The 15398-nt window shown below is 62.1% G+C and carries 14 protein-coding genes and 1 riboswitch; of the genes, 9 read left to right on the plus strand and 5 right to left on the minus strand.

The features are described from left to right. Positions 1–31: 31 nt before the first annotated feature. Genes AB9N64_RS20075 through AB9N64_RS20085 form a run of 3 tightly spaced genes read right to left on the minus strand, consistent with a single transcriptional unit; the run spans position 32 to position 2407 of the window. Positions 32–844 carry an aldo/keto reductase gene (locus AB9N64_RS20075; protein WP_137270879.1) on the minus strand — a complete coding sequence of 271 codons (813 nt, stop codon included), beginning with the start codon at positions 842–844 and terminating at the stop codon, positions 32–34. Then, positions 841–2016: an FAD-binding oxidoreductase gene (locus AB9N64_RS20080; RefSeq protein WP_137270880.1), complete on the minus strand. Its 1176-nt coding sequence runs from the start codon at positions 2014–2016 to the stop codon at positions 841–843. The genes AB9N64_RS20075 and AB9N64_RS20080 overlap by 4 nt, the downstream gene beginning before the upstream one ends. 55 nt (positions 2017–2071) lie before the next feature. Then, positions 2072–2407: a multidrug efflux SMR transporter gene (locus AB9N64_RS20085; protein ID WP_003188013.1), complete on the minus strand. Its 336-nt coding sequence runs from the start codon at positions 2405–2407 to the stop codon at positions 2072–2074. Between the two features lie 103 nt (positions 2408–2510). On the opposite strand from AB9N64_RS20085, the gene AB9N64_RS20090 reads away from it, so the two are divergent. Then, the gene (locus AB9N64_RS20090; RefSeq protein ID WP_014716644.1) at positions 2511–3401 is read left to right on the plus strand and encodes a LysR family transcriptional regulator; all 891 of its coding nucleotides are present in this window, start codon (positions 2511–2513) and stop codon (positions 3399–3401) included. A 23-nt stretch (positions 3402–3424) separates the two neighbouring features. After that, positions 3425–4702 carry a lipid IV(A) 3-deoxy-D-manno-octulosonic acid transferase gene (gene waaA, locus AB9N64_RS20095; protein ID WP_371359638.1) on the plus strand — a complete coding sequence of 426 codons (1278 nt, stop codon included), beginning with the start codon at positions 3425–3427 and terminating at the stop codon, positions 4700–4702. Between the two features lie 103 nt (positions 4703–4805). Here the strand turns inward: waaA and AB9N64_RS20100 are convergent, their stop codons facing one another. After that, a complete protein-coding gene (locus tag AB9N64_RS20100; protein ID WP_014716646.1) occupies positions 4806–6245 on the minus strand; it encodes a TolC family outer membrane protein in 1440 nt (479 codons plus the stop codon). A 196-nt stretch (positions 6246–6441) separates the two neighbouring features. Next, positions 6442–6547, plus strand: a riboswitch (TPP riboswitch). Between the two features lie 149 nt (positions 6548–6696). On the opposite strand from AB9N64_RS20100, the gene thiC reads away from it, so the two are divergent. After that, entirely contained in the window at positions 6697–8586 is a 1890-nt protein-coding gene (gene thiC / locus AB9N64_RS20105) for a phosphomethylpyrimidine synthase ThiC (protein WP_014716647.1), read from the plus strand. 167 nt (positions 8587–8753) lie between these two features. Here thiC and AB9N64_RS20110 read toward each other — a convergent pair whose 3' ends face one another. Further along, complete coding sequence (locus AB9N64_RS20110; protein ID WP_014716648.1) at positions 8754–9500, minus strand: RsiV family protein; 747 nt, start codon at positions 9498–9500, stop codon at positions 8754–8756. Positions 9501–9692: 192 nt separating this feature from the next. Between AB9N64_RS20110 and AB9N64_RS20115 the strand changes: the two genes are divergently transcribed. From AB9N64_RS20115 to AB9N64_RS20140, 6 genes are all read left to right on the plus strand, one after another. Further along, positions 9693–10310, plus strand: coding sequence for an NUDIX domain-containing protein (locus AB9N64_RS20115; RefSeq protein ID WP_014716649.1), 618 nt, complete (start codon positions 9693–9695; stop codon positions 10308–10310). Next, a complete protein-coding gene (locus AB9N64_RS20120; protein WP_371359639.1) occupies positions 10301–10750 on the plus strand; it encodes a DUF1249 domain-containing protein in 450 nt (149 codons plus the stop codon). Before AB9N64_RS20115 ends, AB9N64_RS20120 begins: the two co-directional genes overlap by 10 nt. A 97-nt stretch (positions 10751–10847) precedes the next feature. Beyond that, positions 10848–11660, plus strand: coding sequence for a 3',5'-cyclic-AMP phosphodiesterase (gene cpdA, locus AB9N64_RS20125; RefSeq protein ID WP_014716650.1), 813 nt, complete (start codon positions 10848–10850; stop codon positions 11658–11660). Positions 11661–11838: 178 nt separating this feature from the next. Continuing rightward, positions 11839–12447, plus strand: coding sequence for a YqiA/YcfP family alpha/beta fold hydrolase (locus AB9N64_RS20130; protein WP_014716651.1), 609 nt, complete (start codon positions 11839–11841; stop codon positions 12445–12447). Between the two features lie 46 nt (positions 12448–12493). After that, a complete protein-coding gene (gene parE / locus AB9N64_RS20135) occupies positions 12494–14398 on the plus strand; it encodes a DNA topoisomerase IV subunit B (protein WP_003188026.1) in 1905 nt (634 codons plus the stop codon). Continuing rightward, entirely contained in the window at positions 14398–15393 is a 996-nt protein-coding gene (locus AB9N64_RS20140) for an esterase-like activity of phytase family protein (RefSeq protein ID WP_014716652.1), read from the plus strand. The genes parE and AB9N64_RS20140 overlap by 1 nt, the downstream gene beginning before the upstream one ends. Positions 15394–15398 lie beyond the last annotated feature (5 nt).

Raw genomic sequence — 15398 nt, forward strand, 5'->3', positions numbered from 1 at the left:
TCTTGCGACGGGGTCGGCCGCGTGGGCGGCATCAGAGTTGACGAATGACCCGGGCAGCAGTTGCTACGTTATGGGCCAGGTGCAGCGGATTAATGGTCCCGACAATAGCACTGGCGACGCCCGTTTGCGCGAACAACAAGGTGAAACTGGCCTGAATTGGATCCATTCCCGGTTCCAGGCATACGTGGCCGCTGGCCAGCGCCTTTTTCACCAGGATGCCCTTGCCGTGGGCGGCCGCATAGTCGATCACGGCCTTCTCAGCCTGTTCGTTGAGGTTGTAGGTGACCATCGCGCAGTCGCCCTGTTCCAGCGCTTTCACGCCGCCCTCGACGGTTTTGCCGGAGAAGCCGAAACCGCGAATCTTGCCGTCTTTCTTCAACTGCGCCAGGGTCTGGTAAACCTCGCAATCGTTGAGGATATGCAAGTCGTTGCCGTCGGAGTGCACCAGCACCAGGTCGATAAAATCCGTTTCAAGTCGTTTCAGACTGCGTTCGATCGACATCCGCGTATGGGCCGCGCTGAAATCGTGATGGGACACGCCATTGGCAAACTCTTCGCCAACCTTGCTGACGATGACCCAGTCCTTGCGCTGGTCACGCAGCAGCGGCCCCAGGCGCTCTTCGCTCATGCCATAGGCCGGTGCGGTGTCGATCAGGTTGATGCCCAGTTCGCGGGCCTGGCGCAACAGCATGCGGGCCTCGTCGTCGCCAGGGATCTGAAAGCCGTTGGGGTATTTCACCCCTTGGTCGCGGCCCAACTTGACGGTGCCCAGGCCCAGGGGTGACACCATCAGGCCGGTGCTGCCCAGGGGGCGATGCAGGTCGTGCAGGGTTGGCAGGCTCATGGCAACAGGTGCTCCCAGACGGGTTGGCCGATTGCCGGTGCTGGCAGCTCGGGCAGCGGGGTATTGGCGCCTGGGCGGATGCCGTCGCGCTCCAGAGCGTGGAGTACGCGGTCGGCGAAGTCCGGCGCCAGGGCCAGTTTGGTGGGCCAGCCGACCAGCAGGCGGCCGTCTTCGGCAAGGAACGCGTTATCGGGACGGCTCAGCCCCGATTGCAGCGGCTCGGCGCGATCCACCCGCAGGGTGGCCCACTGGGTCTGGCTCATGTCGATCCAGGGCAGCAGTTGAGCGAGCTCTTTCTGCGCGGTGGCGATCTGTTCTTGCTGCGTACGCGCCACACCGTCAGCCTCGGCGATATCACCGCCCATGTACCACACCCAGTTGCCATCCGCGGCCGGGTGGGTGGTCACGGTAATCCGTGGCTTGGTGCCGCCGCCCAGGCAGTGGGCGTACAGCGGCTTGAGGCCGGGGCCTTTGGCGATGATCATGTGCAGCGGGCGTTTTTGCATGGCCGGCTGGCTATGGCCCAGGGCGGCGAGCAAGTCTGCCGTGCCGCCGCCAGCGCTCAGGACTATGCGCTGGGCGCGGATCTCACGGCCATCGACCTTCAAGCCCACCAGGGTGTCACCCTCCAGCAACGGTTCGATGTGCACACCTGCGAGCAGGCTGTCACCAGCCAGTTGCGCCAAGCGATTGATCAGGCTGGGCACGTCCACCACCAGCTCGGCCAGGCGGTAGACCTTGCCTTTGAAGCGACGGTCCTGCAGCGCCAGGGGCAGTTCGTCGCCCTTGACCTGATCGACGCGGCCACGCACGGCCTTGCTGGCGAAAAAGCTGGTGAGGTTGCCGGCAATCGTCCCGGGCGACCACAAGTAATGTGCCTGGGACAGCACGCGCACACCGGACAGGTCCAGCTCGCCGTTGCCGGCCAGGGCTTCACGCCAGCGGCGCGGCATATCGGCAATGGCTTCGGAGGCGCCGGTGAGGGCGCCATGCAGGGCGTATTTCGCACCGCCGTGGATGATGCCCTGGGACTTCAGGCTTTGCCCGCCGCCCAGGGTGGCGCTTTCCACCAGTACCGTGGAAAACCCCTGGCCGCGCAGGCGCGCATTGAGCCAGAGGCCGGCAACCCCGGCGCCGACAATCAGAACGTCGGTGGAAATAACGGATGGCATCGGCGACCTCAGTGTTCAAGACAAGAGGCGCAGTATACAGGCTGTTGAGTGGCGGTCAGTGTCCGGCGGTTTTCGAGAACAGCTGAATCACCACCACGCCCAGCACAATCAGGCCCATCCCCAGCATCGCCGGCACATCCAACTTCTGCCCGTAGATGAACAGCGCCGCGATGCTGACCATGACGATGCCCATCCCTGCCCATACCGCGTACGCCACGCCGACCGGCACGGTGCGCACCACCAGAGTCAGCATCCAGAACGCCACGCCGTAACCGACGATCACCAGCAACAACGGAATAGGGGTGCTCCAGCCTTTGATGGCTTTCATGGAAACGGTGGCGATCACTTCCGAGCAGATGGCGATGGCCAAGTAGTAGTAGGCGGCATTCATGGGGCAATCCTCGAGGTGATGCGCATTTGATAAGGTCGGCATTCTAGAGGTTCGCCAGATGGGGTAAAGTCATTACCTATCTGGAATTGAGATGGGTTGAGCCATGAGCGTGCAATGGGATCTGGAGCAGATGCGCCTGTTTGTCAGCGTCGCCGAGCAGCGCTCGTTTTCTGCCGTGGCGCGGGGGCAGCGCAAGGCGCAATCGGCGGTCAGCAGTGGTATTGCCCTGCTGGAGGCTGACTTGGGCGTTGTCCTGTTCGAACGTAGCAGCGGCCGGCAACCGCGCCTGACCGAGGCCGGCAGTGTGTTGTTGGAGGAAGCGCGTGAGGTGCTGCGCCAGTGTGAGCGCCTCACGGGCCGGGCGTTGTCGTTGACCCGCGGCGAGGAAGCCTGCCTGCGCCTGGCTCAGGATGAGGCGATGTTGTTCCAGCCTGTGCTCGACAGCCTGGAGGCGCTGGCCGTGCACTACCCGCTGCTGGAGGTGCAGTTGTCCAGCGCGGCCCAGGGCGATGTGGCGCGCAAGCTGGTGGAGCGCAAGGCGGACCTGGGGCTGTTGTTCTATCACGACCAGATTCCCGAAGCCCTGGAGCGAAGGGTGGTGGGCAGCGTGGAAATGGTCACGGTGTGCGGAGTCAATCACCCGTTGGCCAAGGAGCAGTACGTGACGTGCCAACACCTGGCCCAGTTTCGGCAGTTGCTGATGTCGACCCAGACCAGCGTCTACCCCGGCAGCGAGGCGGCCAGCCCCCTGGTGTGGCGCGCCGACAGCTTCTACGTATTGGCCGAATGGCTGATGAGTGGCCTGGGCTGGGCCTGGCTGCCTCGGCATATCGTGCAATACCCGACCTACCAGCAACAGATGGTCGAATTGGCCAGCGAATGGACCCCGCCCGCCCTGGTGGTGGAACTGGTGTGGCGCCGCGACGAGCACCTTGGGCCCGCCGCGCGCTTCTTGGCCAAACGTTTTGCCGAGTGCTTGCAGGCGATCGACTGAAAAAGCCGATAAACTCCGCCGCCATGAATAGAACTCTCTACAGCTGTCTGTTTTACCTGGCGCTGCCGTTGGTGGCTTTACGCTTGTGGTTGCGTGCGCGCAAAGCGCCGGCTTATGCCAAGCGGGTGGGCGAGCGGTTTTCCTATGGCTTGCCGGTGATGCGGCCCGGCGGGATTTGGGTGCACGCGGTGTCGGTCGGCGAAAGCATTGCCGCCGCCCCGATGGTTCGCGGCTTGTTGGAGCGTTATCCACAGCTGCCGATTACCGTCACCTGCATGACGCCCACCGGTTCCGAGCGGATCCAGGCGTTGTTCGCCAACGAACCCCGCATCCAGCACTGCTATTTGCCGTACGACTTACCGTGCGCCGCCAAGCGTTTTCTCGACCGCGTGCAGCCTACGCTGGCGGTGATCATGGAAACCGAGCTGTGGCCCAACCATATCCACGCCTGTGCCCAGCGCGGTATCCCGGTGGCGCTGGCCAATGCGCGGTTGTCGGCGCGCTCGGCCAAGGGGTACGCGCGATTTGCCAAGCTGACGGCGCCGATGCTGGCAGAAATGAGCCTGTTCGCCGTACAGACCGAGACCGAGGCCGAACGCTTGCGCAGCCTGGGTGCACGTCCTGAAACCGTGGAAGTGACCGGCTCGATCAAGTTCGACCTGAGCATCGACCCGCAGTTGACGGCCCGCGCCGCTGCCCTGCGTGAACAATGGGGCGCCAGCGAGCGTCCGGTCTGGATCGCCGCCAGTACCCACGAAGGTGAAGATGACGTGGTGCTGGCCGCTCATCGCCAGTTGCTGGCGAACTATCCCAATGCACTGCTGATTCTGGTGCCCCGTCATCAGGAGCGCTTTGGCCCTACGTTTGAGCGCTGCGTGCAGCAAGGGTTTGCCACCGTGCGTCGCTCCAGCGGCGAGCCGGTTACCGAGCACACCTCGGTGCTGCTCGGCGACACCATGGGCGAATTGCTGTTTCTTTACGCCCTGGCCGACAGCGCATTCGTCGGCGGCAGCCTGGTGCCGACCGGCGGGCACAACCCGCTGGAACCGGCGGCGCTGGGTAAACCGGTGATCATGGGCCCGCATGTCTTCAATTTCCTCGACATCACCGCGATGATGCGCGACGCCGGGGCGTTGCGAGAGGTGGACGATGCCGATGGGCTGGCCGAAGCGGTGCGACAGTTGTTTGAGTTGCCCCAGGACGCACGCAAGATGGCGCAGGCGGGGCTCAAGGTGATGCAGGCCAATCGGGGCGCGCTCAAGCGTTTACTGGACGGTTTGGACAAACTGATCAAACACTGACAACACCAACCCAATGTGGGAGCTGGCTTGCCTGCGATAGCATCACCTCGGTGTACCTGATGTACCGAGGTGTCTGCATCGCAGGCAAGCCAGCTCCCACATTTTAATAGCCGGGGCGGGCCTTGAGCTGTTCGGCAGCGGCTTTGGCCAGGTCCGGCGGCAGGAAGTCTTTGTCCGGGTTGTAGTCAGCCTTGAGATAGCGCGCCAGATCTTGCAAATCCCCCGGGTTGAGCGTGCCGGCCGCCTGCTTCAAGCGCAGGTTGTCGAGGATGTAATCGTAGCGGCTGTTGTTGTAGTTGCGCACCGACGCGTACAGCTGGCGCTGTGAGTCCAGCACGTCGACGATGTTGCGCGTGCCCACCTGATAGCCGATTTCCGTGGCTTCCACTGCGCTCTGGTTGGAGATGATCGACTGGCGGCGCGCTTGCACCTGCTCCACATCGGTGTTGACTGCACGGTGCAGATTGCGGGTGTTTTCCACCACTTGGCGGCGCAGGCCTTCACGTTGTTGCTCGGTCTGGTCGAGGCGCGAATAGGATTCGCGCACTTGCGAGCTGGTAAGGCCGCCGCTATAGATCGGGATGTTCAAGCGCAGGCCGACGGTGCGTTGCGACACATCGCCACCGTACGGGATGGGCAACTGATTCGGGTTGCTGAAACCCAGGGCGTCGTTGTCGCCTTTTTCGTATTGCGCAACCGCATCGAGGGTCGGCAAGTGGCCGGCCTTGCGCTGCCGAAGGGTTTCTTCGGCGGCGGTTACCGCGTAATTGCTGGCGAGCAGGTTGAGATTCTGGCGCCCGGCGGTTTCGACCCAGGCCTTGGCGTCGTTCGGCGCCGGCGGCAGCACCGGCAGCGTATGAACGATGCCCTGGATCGAATTGTATTGGCGGTTGGTCAGGGTGATCAGCGCTTCGAAAGCGTCGTCCACCTGGCGCTGGGCCAGGATGCGGTTGGCCCGGGCAGTGTCGTAGCTGGCCTGGGATTGCAGCACATCGGTCTTGTCCGACAGGCCCACATCGAAGCGTTCGTTGGACTGGTCGAGCTGGCGCTTGAAGGCATTTTCTTCGGCTTTGGTCGACGCCAGGTTGTCCTGGGCGCGCAGCACGGCGAAGTAGCTCTCGGCACTTTGCAAAATCAGGTTCTGCTCGGAGGCCGACAGTTGCAGCGAGGCTTGCTCGTTGACCGCTTGGGCGGCTTGCAGCTGGAACCAGCGGTCGGCGCGAAACAGCGGCTGGCTCAGGGTGGCGCGCCAGGAGTGGGCGTCACGGTTGGCCGTGGCGGCCGGTTGATCGATCTGGGTGCGCACGTTATTGCTGTCGGCACCGGCCGACAGATTCGGCAGCAAACCTGCGCGGGCCTGGGGCACCACTTCTTTTTGCGCGCCGTACTGCGCACGGGCAGCGGCCAGGTCGGCGTTGTTGTGCGCCGCTTCCTGATAGACGCTGACCAGGTCGGTGTTGGCGGACAAGGGCGCTTCAGCTGCCCAGACCAGTCCGTTGGTCGCACAAGACACGGCAACAGCCAGTGAGAGTTTGCGCAGCATGAGGCGATCCCTAATTTTAATATTACGACTATAATTTAGCGCTCAAGGCTAAGGCTGGCCATTCCTGGCGTCAAGCCTTGAAGCAGTGCCCGAGTGTAGTGGTCGGACCTGCGCACAACAATCCCACGATCGCGCCATTCATCACGCTGAATGCACCGCTATTGGCAATTTGCCCACGCCATGGTCTAGACTGGCCGCGTTCTTGTCGGGGTGCCTTGTTGGAAGGCTGAGATCGGTAAATACCGGATCCCGTTGAACCTGATCAGGTTAGCGCCTGCGTAGGGAACAAGATTTCTCGTCACCCGGCGAGTCCTCTTGTGCTTCGTCCGGGATGTTGTTCGACAATCGAACAGCCCTCGTGCGCCAAGCACAGCACTGGTTACAGTGCGTCCGTCCGTCACAGGTTCGCTCCGACAAAAATCCACCGCCTGGATAAGTTGGAGAGCCCGTGATGAGTACAAAACTAAAAAATACCGTGCACCTGAGTGAATCGGCCAAGGTCGACTCCGGCTCCGTGCAGCCGTTTACCCGCTCGCAGAAAATCTACGTGCAGGGCTCCCGCCCGGATATTCGCGTGCCGATGCGCGAGATCAGCCTGGACGTCACGCCCACCGATTTCGGCGGCGAAATCAACGCGCCGGTTACCGTCTACGACACCTCAGGCCCCTACACCGACCCGAATGTGATTATCGACGTGCGCAAAGGCCTGGCCGACGTGCGCTCGCCGTGGATCGAAGTACGCGACGACACCGAGCGCCTGCCCGGTCTCACATCGCACTTCGGCCAGCAGCGCTTGAGCGACGCCGAACTGACTGCCCTGCGTTTTGCCCATGTAAAGAACCCGCGCCGCGCCAAGGCCGGTGCCAACGTCACGCAAATGCATTACGCGCGCAAAGGTATCATCACGGCCGAGATGGAATACGTCGCCATCCGCGAAAACATGAAGCTTGAAGAAGCCCGTGCCAGTGGCTTGCTGGATCAGCAGCATGCCGGCCACAGCTTCGGCGCCAGCGTGCCGAAAATCATCACGCCTGAATTCGTACGCGAAGAAATCGCCCGGGGCCGCGCGATCATCCCGGCCAACATCAACCACACCGAGCTGGAACCGATGATCATCGGCCGTAACTTCCTGGTGAAGATCAACGGCAACATTGGCAACAGCGCCCTGGGGTCGTCCATCGAAGAGGAAGTGGCGAAGCTCACCTGGGGCATTCGCTGGGGCTCGGACACGGTGATGGACCTGTCCACCGGTAAACACATCCACGAAACCCGCGAGTGGATCATCCGCAACTCGCCAGTGCCAATCGGTACCGTGCCGATCTACCAGGCCCTGGAAAAAGTCGGGGGCGCCGCCGAAGACCTGACCTGGGAGCTGTTCCGCGACACCTTGATCGAACAGGCCGAGCAGGGCGTCGACTACTTCACCATCCACGCTGGGGTATTGCTGCGGTATGTGCCGCTGACTGCCAAGCGCGTGACCGGCATCGTCTCCCGTGGTGGTTCGATCATGGCCAAGTGGTGCCTGGCCCACCACAAAGAGAACTTCACCTACACGCATTTCGACGAAATCTGCGAAATCATGAAGGCCTATGACGTCAGCTTCTCCCTTGGCGATGGCTTGCGCCCGGGTTCGATTGCCGATGCCAACGACGCCGCGCAATTCGGCGAACTGGAAACCCTGGGCGAACTGACCAAGACCGCCTGGAAGCACGACGTGCAAACCATGATCGAAGGCCCCGGCCATGTGCCGATGCAGTTGATCAAGGAGAACATGGACAAGCAACTGGAGTGCTGCGACGAGGCGCCGTTCTACACCCTAGGCCCGCTGACCACCGACATTGCGCCCGGCTATGATCACATCACTTCGGGTATCGGCGCGGCAATGATCGGCTGGTTCGGTTGTGCCATGCTCTGCTACGTCACGCCCAAGGAGCACCTGGGCTTGCCGAACAAGGATGACGTGAAGACCGGGATCATTACCTACAAGATCGCGGCCCACGCGGCCGACCTCGCCAAAGGCCACCCCGGCGCGCAGATTCGCGATAACGCCTTGAGCAAGGCGCGCTTCGAGTTCCGCTGGGAAGACCAGTTCAACCTCGGCCTGGACCCGGATACCGCACGTTCATATCACGATGAAACCTTGCCGAAGGATTCGGCCAAGGTCGCGCATTTCTGTTCGATGTGCGGGCCTAAGTTCTGTTCGATGAAAATCACCCAGGAAGTGCGTGAGTACGCGGCCAACCAGCGCATCGATGCGGTGGATGTGGATGTGGCCAAGGGCTTGGCCGAGCAGGCTGAGCGGTTCAAGCAGGAAGGTAGCCAGCTCTACAAGAAGGTCTGATCCATAGGCGGCGGTGCCTGCACCGCCGTCATCGCGGGCAAGCCCGGCTCCCACAGTTGGCCTAAGTGGACACAGATTTTGTGTTCACAGCCGGTCCCCTGTGGGAGTCGGGCTTGCCCGCGATAGCGATCCGACAAACACCCACTCTCCCCTGCAATAACAACCGATCAGCGGCGTGCCGGCATCAGCTCAGGCTTGATCACGCCGGTGAGGCGCGTATAGGGCAGGGTGATTTCGATCAGCCCCTGTGCGTAAGGGGCGATGGTGCTGACGTTGTACTTGAGCACCACGCCGCCGCTGGTCAGGGCCACGTTCGGGGTTTTCTGAAACGGCCAGCTCTTCACGAACTCCGGATCGCGGTCCATCTTGGTGCTGATCAACCAGCTGTTGTGGGCAACTTTAGCGGTATTCCAGAACGCCTGCTCCTGGCCGGGCAGCAGCATGTCGGCCAGGGTCAGTTCCTTATGCAGAATCCGTGAATAGTTGATAAACCCGCGGCCTGGCTCGCCGTGGGCGACGCCCGTGTCCAGGTAGCTGGACACTTCAACGATCACCAGTCCGTCATGCTGGTCACGTACCTTGGCTTGCAAGTACATGCCGTGGCGGTCAGGCGACTCACGCAGGAAGGTGTTCCGGTAGGCGTTCAGGCTCGCCGGTACGCTGGCGCCAGGCGTGGTGCGGGTCATTTGCAGCAAACGCTGTTCCACCAGGCTGTCGAGTTGTGGCTCGGTGGGGAAATGCACGGTGTCGATATTCACCAGCGGGCAGGCCGGGCTATCACAGCCGGGCTTGATCTGCTCCGATTTGTCGGTAGTAACGTCCAGCGGCTTGAGATAGGCAGGTTGGAACAGGCTCTGGCAAGCACCCAGGGTCAAGGCAATACAGGCCACGGAGGCGATTTTTAAAAGCGACATGTGTGTCCTTCGTAAATCGATGGAAAGCGAAAAGAGTAGCGCTTGGACTGCCAACGTGGCCGCCAGTTCGCCACTAAACTGATTGCAGTGAGTTTGACGCTCGCCGCCTCTCCCGGCAACCGCAAAGGGGCTGCATCAACGGGCGTCGGCGCGTAGGATGGCGCCCATTGCACGAGCTTAACGAGGGACACCATGACGGACATCGCGAAGTCGACGCCGAACAAAATCGAGATTGTTCAGCGTGACAATGCCTATAAAGGCTTCTACAAGCTCGATCGCCTGCAACTGCGCCACGAAAAATTCGACGGCGGCATGAGCCGGGTGATCAACCGCGAGGTGTTCGTGCGTCATGACGCCGTATGCGTGCTGCCCTACGACCCGCTGCGCGATGAGGTGGTGCTGATCGAACAGTTCCGCGTCGGCGCCATGGGCCGCGCCGATAACCCCTGGCTGGTGGAGATGGTCGCCGGCCTGATTGACAAGGATGAGCAACCCGAGGAGGTTGCACACCGCGAGGCCGAGGAGGAAGCTGGGCTGACATTCTCCGCGCTGTGGCCGATCACCAAGTATTTCCCATCGCCGGGCGGCAGTACCGAATTTGTCCACCTGTACCTGGGCCGTTGCGACAGCTCGGGCGCGGGTGGCGTCCATGGATTGGAAGAAGAAGCAGAAGATATCCGCGTCACCGCCTGGGCATTCGAAGATGCCTTGCAGGCGGTGCGCGACGGCAAGATTTCCAACGCAGCCAGCATTATCGCCCTGCAATGGCTTGCGCTTAATCGCGCGGAAGTGAGGGGGTTATGGCAGTAAAGGCACGGGAACGTTATCGAGTAGACCTGATCGGGCTGCAAGCGGCCTGCGAGGCCAACTATGCGCGGCTGATGCGCCTGCTCCCGGACATGCGCCACGCCCCCCAGGCGCGGCGCATTGCTGTCACCCATGGCGACCAGATGCTCGGCGTGCTGACCCTGGAAGTCATTCTCACCTGCCCGTACACCACCACCCTGCGGGTGCGCCAGGAACACAGCCTGCCGTGGTTGCCGGTGCCGCAACTGGAATTACAGGTCTACCACGACGCCCGTATGGCCGAAGTGATCAGCGCCGAGCACGCACGACGCTTTCGCAGCATCTATCCTTACCCGAATGTGTTCATGCACCAGCCCGATGAGAAAGCACAGCTCAATGTGTTCCTCGGTGAATGGCTCAGCCACTGCCTGGCCTTGGGCCATGAGTTTGAAGTGGTGCGGTAGAGGTGAACTGCGTCTGCTTCCTTGGGTTTCCTCTTTGTGTCCTGCCCCAGCATAATCGCGCCAAATGTCCATTCCTGTAGTTGCCAGGGAGAGCGCCTTGCCGAGCGTATCCGCCGTGAATCCTGATGCCGTGTTGCTGGTGCAGTTGTCCGACAGCCATCTGTTTGCCGACGCTGACGCCACGCTGCTGGGCATGAACACCCGTGAAAGCCTGCAGCGGGTGGTCGAGCTGGTGCGTGCGCAACAGCCGGCCATCGACCTGATACTGGCGACCGGCGACTTGTCCCAGGACGGCACGCTGGCGTCCTATCAACAGTTTCGCGATTTGACCGCTCCCCTTGGCGCCCCGGCGCGCTGGATTCCCGGCAACCACGACGAACCGCAGGTCATGGCCCAGGCTGCCATGCACAGTGATTTGCTCGAACCGGTGGTGGATATCGGCAACTGGCGTATCACCCTGCTGGATTCGGCGGTACCCGGGTCGGTGCCGGGTTACTTGCAAGACGAGCAACTGCAACGGCTGGCGCAGGCCTTGAGCGAAGCGCCGGATCGCCATCACCTGGTGTGTTTCCACCATCATCCGGTGCCCATCGGCTGTGCATGGATGGAGCCGATTGGCCTGCGCAACCCCGAGGCTCTGTTTGCCGTGCTTGAGCGCTTCCCGCAGACCAAGGCATTGCTTTGGGGCCATGTGCATCAGGAAATCGACGGCGAGCGCAACGGTGTGCGACTGCTGGCTTCGCCGTCCACCTGTATCCAGTTTGCGCCGGGAAGTGAGGATTTCCAGGTCAGCGAGCAAGCGCCGGGTTATCGCTGGTTGCGCTTGCATGGCGACGGACGGTTGGAAACGGGGGTGGAGCGGGTCAAAGGCTTCGCTTTTACGGTCGATTACGGCAGCAACGGCTATTAAGGCCTGCAAACACTGATCAAAAGGTGGGAGCTGGCTTGCCTGCCATGACGGTGTACCTGGCGCTGACTCGTTGACTCAATCGCCGCCATCGCAGGCAAGCCAGCTCCCACATTGGGTCCGCTTCTGCCTGCATTCCCTGTAAACTGCGCCTCTTTGGCCCCAGCACGGAGAGCCCGGCATGTCCGCTTCGATCCTGTATATCCACGGCTTCAACAGTGCGCCGGCTTCCAACAAGGCCAGCCAGTTGACCACCGTGATGGGCACCCTCGGCCTGTCCGACCAGTTACGCGTACCGGCGCTGCATCACCACCCTCGTCAGGCAATTCTTCAATTGGAGCAAGCGATTGCGCAACTGGGCCGGCCACTGCTGGTCGGCAGCTCGCTCGGCGGCTACTATGCAACCCATCTTGCCGAACGCCATGGTCTCAAGGCGTTGCTGGTCAACCCGGCGGTCAGTCCCCATCGGATGTTCGACGGTTACCTGGGCACCCAGAAGAACCTCTACACCGATGAGACCTGGGAGTTGACACAGGACCACGTCACGGCCTTGGCCGAGCTGGAAGTACCGGCGCCCCAGGATGCCGCGCGTTATCAGGTGTGGTTGCAGACCGGGGACGAAACCCTGGATTATCGCCTGGCCCAACAGTATTACCGGGCCTGCGCCTTGCGCATCCAGGCCGGTGGCGACCATGGTTACCAGGGGTTCGCCCAGCAATTGCCGGCACTGTTGTGCTTTGCCGGCATTGGCGCAGATCAGTTTCAATCCTTCGATTTTTCGTCACTGTAGAAAATCGCAGGTCACTTTTTAATCGAACGACTCACGACGAGACCCCATGGCCACTCCCAGCGCTAGCTCTTATAACGCCGACGCCATCGAAGTCCTCTCGGGCCTCGACCCGGTGCGCAAACGCCCCGGCATGTACACCGACACCAGTCGGCCGAACCACCTTGCCCAAGAAGTCATCGACAACAGCGTCGACGAAGCCTTGGCCGGGCACGCCAAGTCGGTGCAAGTCATCCTTCACGCCGACCATTCCCTGGAAGTGTCCGACGACGGTCGTGGCATGCCGGTGGACATTCACCCCGAAGAGGGTGTGCCGGGCGTCGAGCTGATCCTTACCAAGCTGCATGCCGGCGGCAAGTTCTCCAACAAGAACTACCAGTTCTCCGGCGGTTTGCACGGCGTGGGTATTTCCGTGGTCAACGCGCTGTCGACCCTGGTGCGGGTCAAGGTCAAGCGCGATGGCAACGAGTACCAGATGACTTTCGCCGATGGCTACAAAGCCACCGACCTGGAAGTGATCGGCACCGTGGGCAAGCGCAACACCGGCACCAGCGTGTACTTTGCGCCGGACCCCAAGTATTTCGATTCGCCCAAATTCTCCATCAGCCGCCTCAAGCACGTGCTCAAGGCCAAGGCTGTGTTGTGTCCGGGGCTGCTGGTCAGCTTTGAAGACAAAGGTACCGGCGAGAAGGTCGAATGGCACTACGAAGACGGCCTGCGCTCTTACCTGGAAGACTCGGTCAGCGACTTCGAGCGCCTGCCCAACGAGCCGTTCTGCGGCAGCCTGTCGGGTAATAAAGAAGCGGTGGACTGGGCGCTGCTGTGGTTGCCCGAAGGTGGCGACAGCGTGCAGGAAAGCTACGTCAACCTGATCCCCACGGCCCAGGGCGGCACCCACGTCAACGGTTTGCGCCAAGGCTTGCTGGATGCCATGCGTGAGTTCTGCGAATACCGCAGCCTGTTGCCGCGCGGCGTCAAACTGGCGCCGGAAGACGTGTGGGAGCGCATCGCGTTCGTGCTGTCGATGAAGATGCAGGAACCGCAATTCTCCGGGCAGACCAAGGAGCGCCTGTCGTCCCGCGAGGCAGCGGCGTTTGTCTCTGGCGTGGTCAAGGACGCCTTCAGCCTGTGGCTCAACGAGCATCCGGAACTGGGCCTGGCCCTGGCGGAGCTGGCGATCAACAACGCCGGCCGGCGCTTGAAGGCGAGCAAAAAGGTCGAGCGCAAGCGCATCACCCAGGGCCCGGCACTGCCGGGCAAACTGGCCGATTGCGCCGGGCAAGACCCGATGCGTTCCGAGCTGTTCCTGGTGGAAGGTGACTCCGCCGGCGGTTCCGCCAAGCAAGCGCGGGACAAGGAGTTCCAGGCGATCCTGCCGTTGCGCGGCAAGATCCTCAACACCTGGGAAGTCGATGGCAGCGAAGTGCTGGCCAGCCAGGAAGTGCATAACATCGCGGTCGCCATCGGCGTCGATCCGGGCGCGGCAGACATGAGCCAGTTGCGCTACGGCAAGATCTGTATCCTCGCCGACGCCGACTCTGACGGCCTGCACATTGCTACCTTGCTGTGCGCGTTGTTCGTCCAGCATTTCCGCCCGTTGGTGGATGCCGGTCACGTCTACGTCGCCATGCCGCCGCTGTACCGCATCGACCTGGGCAAGGAGATTTTCTACGCCCTGGACGAAGCCGAGCGCGATGGCATCCTTGACCGCCTGGTGGCCGAGAAGAAACGCGGCAAGCCACAGGTCACGCGATTCAAGGGCCTGGGTGAAATGAACCCGCCGCAACTGCGCGAAACCACCATGGACCCGAACACCCGGCGCCTGGTGCAGTTGACCCTGGAAGACTTCGCCGCCACCTCGGAAATGATGGACATGCTGCTGGCGAAGAAACGCGCCGGCGACCGCAAGACCTGGCTTGAATCCAAAGGCAACCTGGCCGAGGTACTGGGCTGATGCGCACAGGCTTCGCCCTGGCGATCCTGATGTTGAGCGGGATGGCGGTCACCCAGGTGGCCGCAGCCAGCGTGGCAGAGCTCAAGCTGGTCTCGGAACACCCGGTTGACGGCATGCGCGGCGGGAACCTGTCGGGCCTGGCGTTGTGTGGCAACGAGCTGTGGACGGTTTCGGACCGCGATGACGACCAGATCTACCGCCTGGATACCCGTGCGCCGACCTGGAGCGCGCAAGCGCTGACGATCGACGTGCCGCCCGTGCCCGAGTCCGGCCTGCCTTGGGGCTTGCGTTCGCGCACCAAGGCCGCTTCGTTCATACGCGGCGGTGACCTGGACTTTGAAGGCATCAGCTGTGATGCCGCAGGCAACCGCTACATTGTCAGCGAAGCCCATGCCGCGGTGTTGCAGGTACCCGCAACGGGCGCCCCGGAGTGGTTGAAAATCGCACCGGGCATGGTGCGTGAAGCCAGGGCCAGTGGCATGTTGCTGCACTTTAATGCCTTGTTCGAAGGCCTGGCGGTAAACCCTGAAGGCAATCAGATCTGGCTGGCTGCCGAGCGCGAACGCCGTGGCCTGGTCTCGATCAAGCGTGGGCAGAGCGTATGGGATTGCGATGGCCGTTGTGTATTGTTGAGCGAGGCCGGCCAGGAAGTGCAACCGGCGCAGTTCCCCAACGCCAAGGCCGTGTCCAAGGACTTTGCTGACCTGTCGCTGTTCAACGGCAAGCTGTTTACCCTGGAGCGCAATGCGTTTCAGATCTGCCGGCGCGACCCGCTCACGGCCAAGGTTGAGCTGTGCTGGTCGTTTGCCGACGAAGCCCTGACGCCGCAGCGACGTTACCCGCAGTCGTATGGCCTGGCTGAAGCCCTGTTGGTGGATGCCGACGGTGCCTGGGTCGGGATCGACAACAATTTCGGCCCGCGTGCCGATGGTGAAAAACGTCCGATGGTCTATCGTTTTGCCGCTCCGGATGGCGGCTGGAGTGCCCAGCCATGAGTCGA

Origin of the sequence: Pseudomonas sp. KT_2_4 (assembly GCF_041410225.1) — a bacterium.
In the GTDB taxonomy this organism is placed as follows: Bacteria; Pseudomonadota; Gammaproteobacteria; order Pseudomonadales; family Pseudomonadaceae; genus Aquipseudomonas; species Aquipseudomonas paracarnis.

What these genes read in the sequence shown, in the direction of transcription:
- AB9N64_RS20085 (WP_003188013.1), bottom strand. Translation starts at nt 2,407, where the DNA reads ATGAATGCCGCCTACTACTACTTGGCCATCGCCATCTGCTCGGAAGTG.
- AB9N64_RS20075 (WP_137270879.1), bottom strand. Translation starts at nt 844, where the DNA reads ATGAGCCTGCCAACCCTGCACGACCTGCATCGCCCCCTGGGCAGCACC.
- AB9N64_RS20140 (WP_014716652.1), top strand. Translation starts at nt 14,398, where the DNA reads ATGCGCACAGGCTTCGCCCTGGCGATCCTGATGTTGAGCGGGATGGCG.
- thiC (WP_014716647.1), top strand. Translation starts at nt 6,697, where the DNA reads ATGAGTACAAAACTAAAAAATACCGTGCACCTGAGTGAATCGGCCAAG.
- AB9N64_RS20080 (WP_137270880.1), bottom strand. Translation starts at nt 2,016, where the DNA reads ATGCCATCCGTTATTTCCACCGACGTTCTGATTGTCGGCGCCGGGGTT.
- AB9N64_RS20110 (WP_014716648.1), bottom strand. Translation starts at nt 9,500, where the DNA reads ATGTCGCTTTTAAAAATCGCCTCCGTGGCCTGTATTGCCTTGACCCTG.
- AB9N64_RS20130 (WP_014716651.1), top strand. Translation starts at nt 11,839, where the DNA reads ATGTCCGCTTCGATCCTGTATATCCACGGCTTCAACAGTGCGCCGGCT.
- AB9N64_RS20115 (WP_014716649.1), top strand. Translation starts at nt 9,693, where the DNA reads ATGACGGACATCGCGAAGTCGACGCCGAACAAAATCGAGATTGTTCAG.
- waaA (WP_371359638.1), top strand. Translation starts at nt 3,425, where the DNA reads ATGAATAGAACTCTCTACAGCTGTCTGTTTTACCTGGCGCTGCCGTTG.
- AB9N64_RS20090 (WP_014716644.1), top strand. Translation starts at nt 2,511, where the DNA reads ATGAGCGTGCAATGGGATCTGGAGCAGATGCGCCTGTTTGTCAGCGTC.
- AB9N64_RS20120 (WP_371359639.1), top strand. Translation starts at nt 10,301, where the DNA reads ATGGCAGTAAAGGCACGGGAACGTTATCGAGTAGACCTGATCGGGCTG.
- parE (WP_003188026.1), top strand. Translation starts at nt 12,494, where the DNA reads ATGGCCACTCCCAGCGCTAGCTCTTATAACGCCGACGCCATCGAAGTC.
- AB9N64_RS20100 (WP_014716646.1), bottom strand. Translation starts at nt 6,245, where the DNA reads ATGCTGCGCAAACTCTCACTGGCTGTTGCCGTGTCTTGTGCGACCAAC.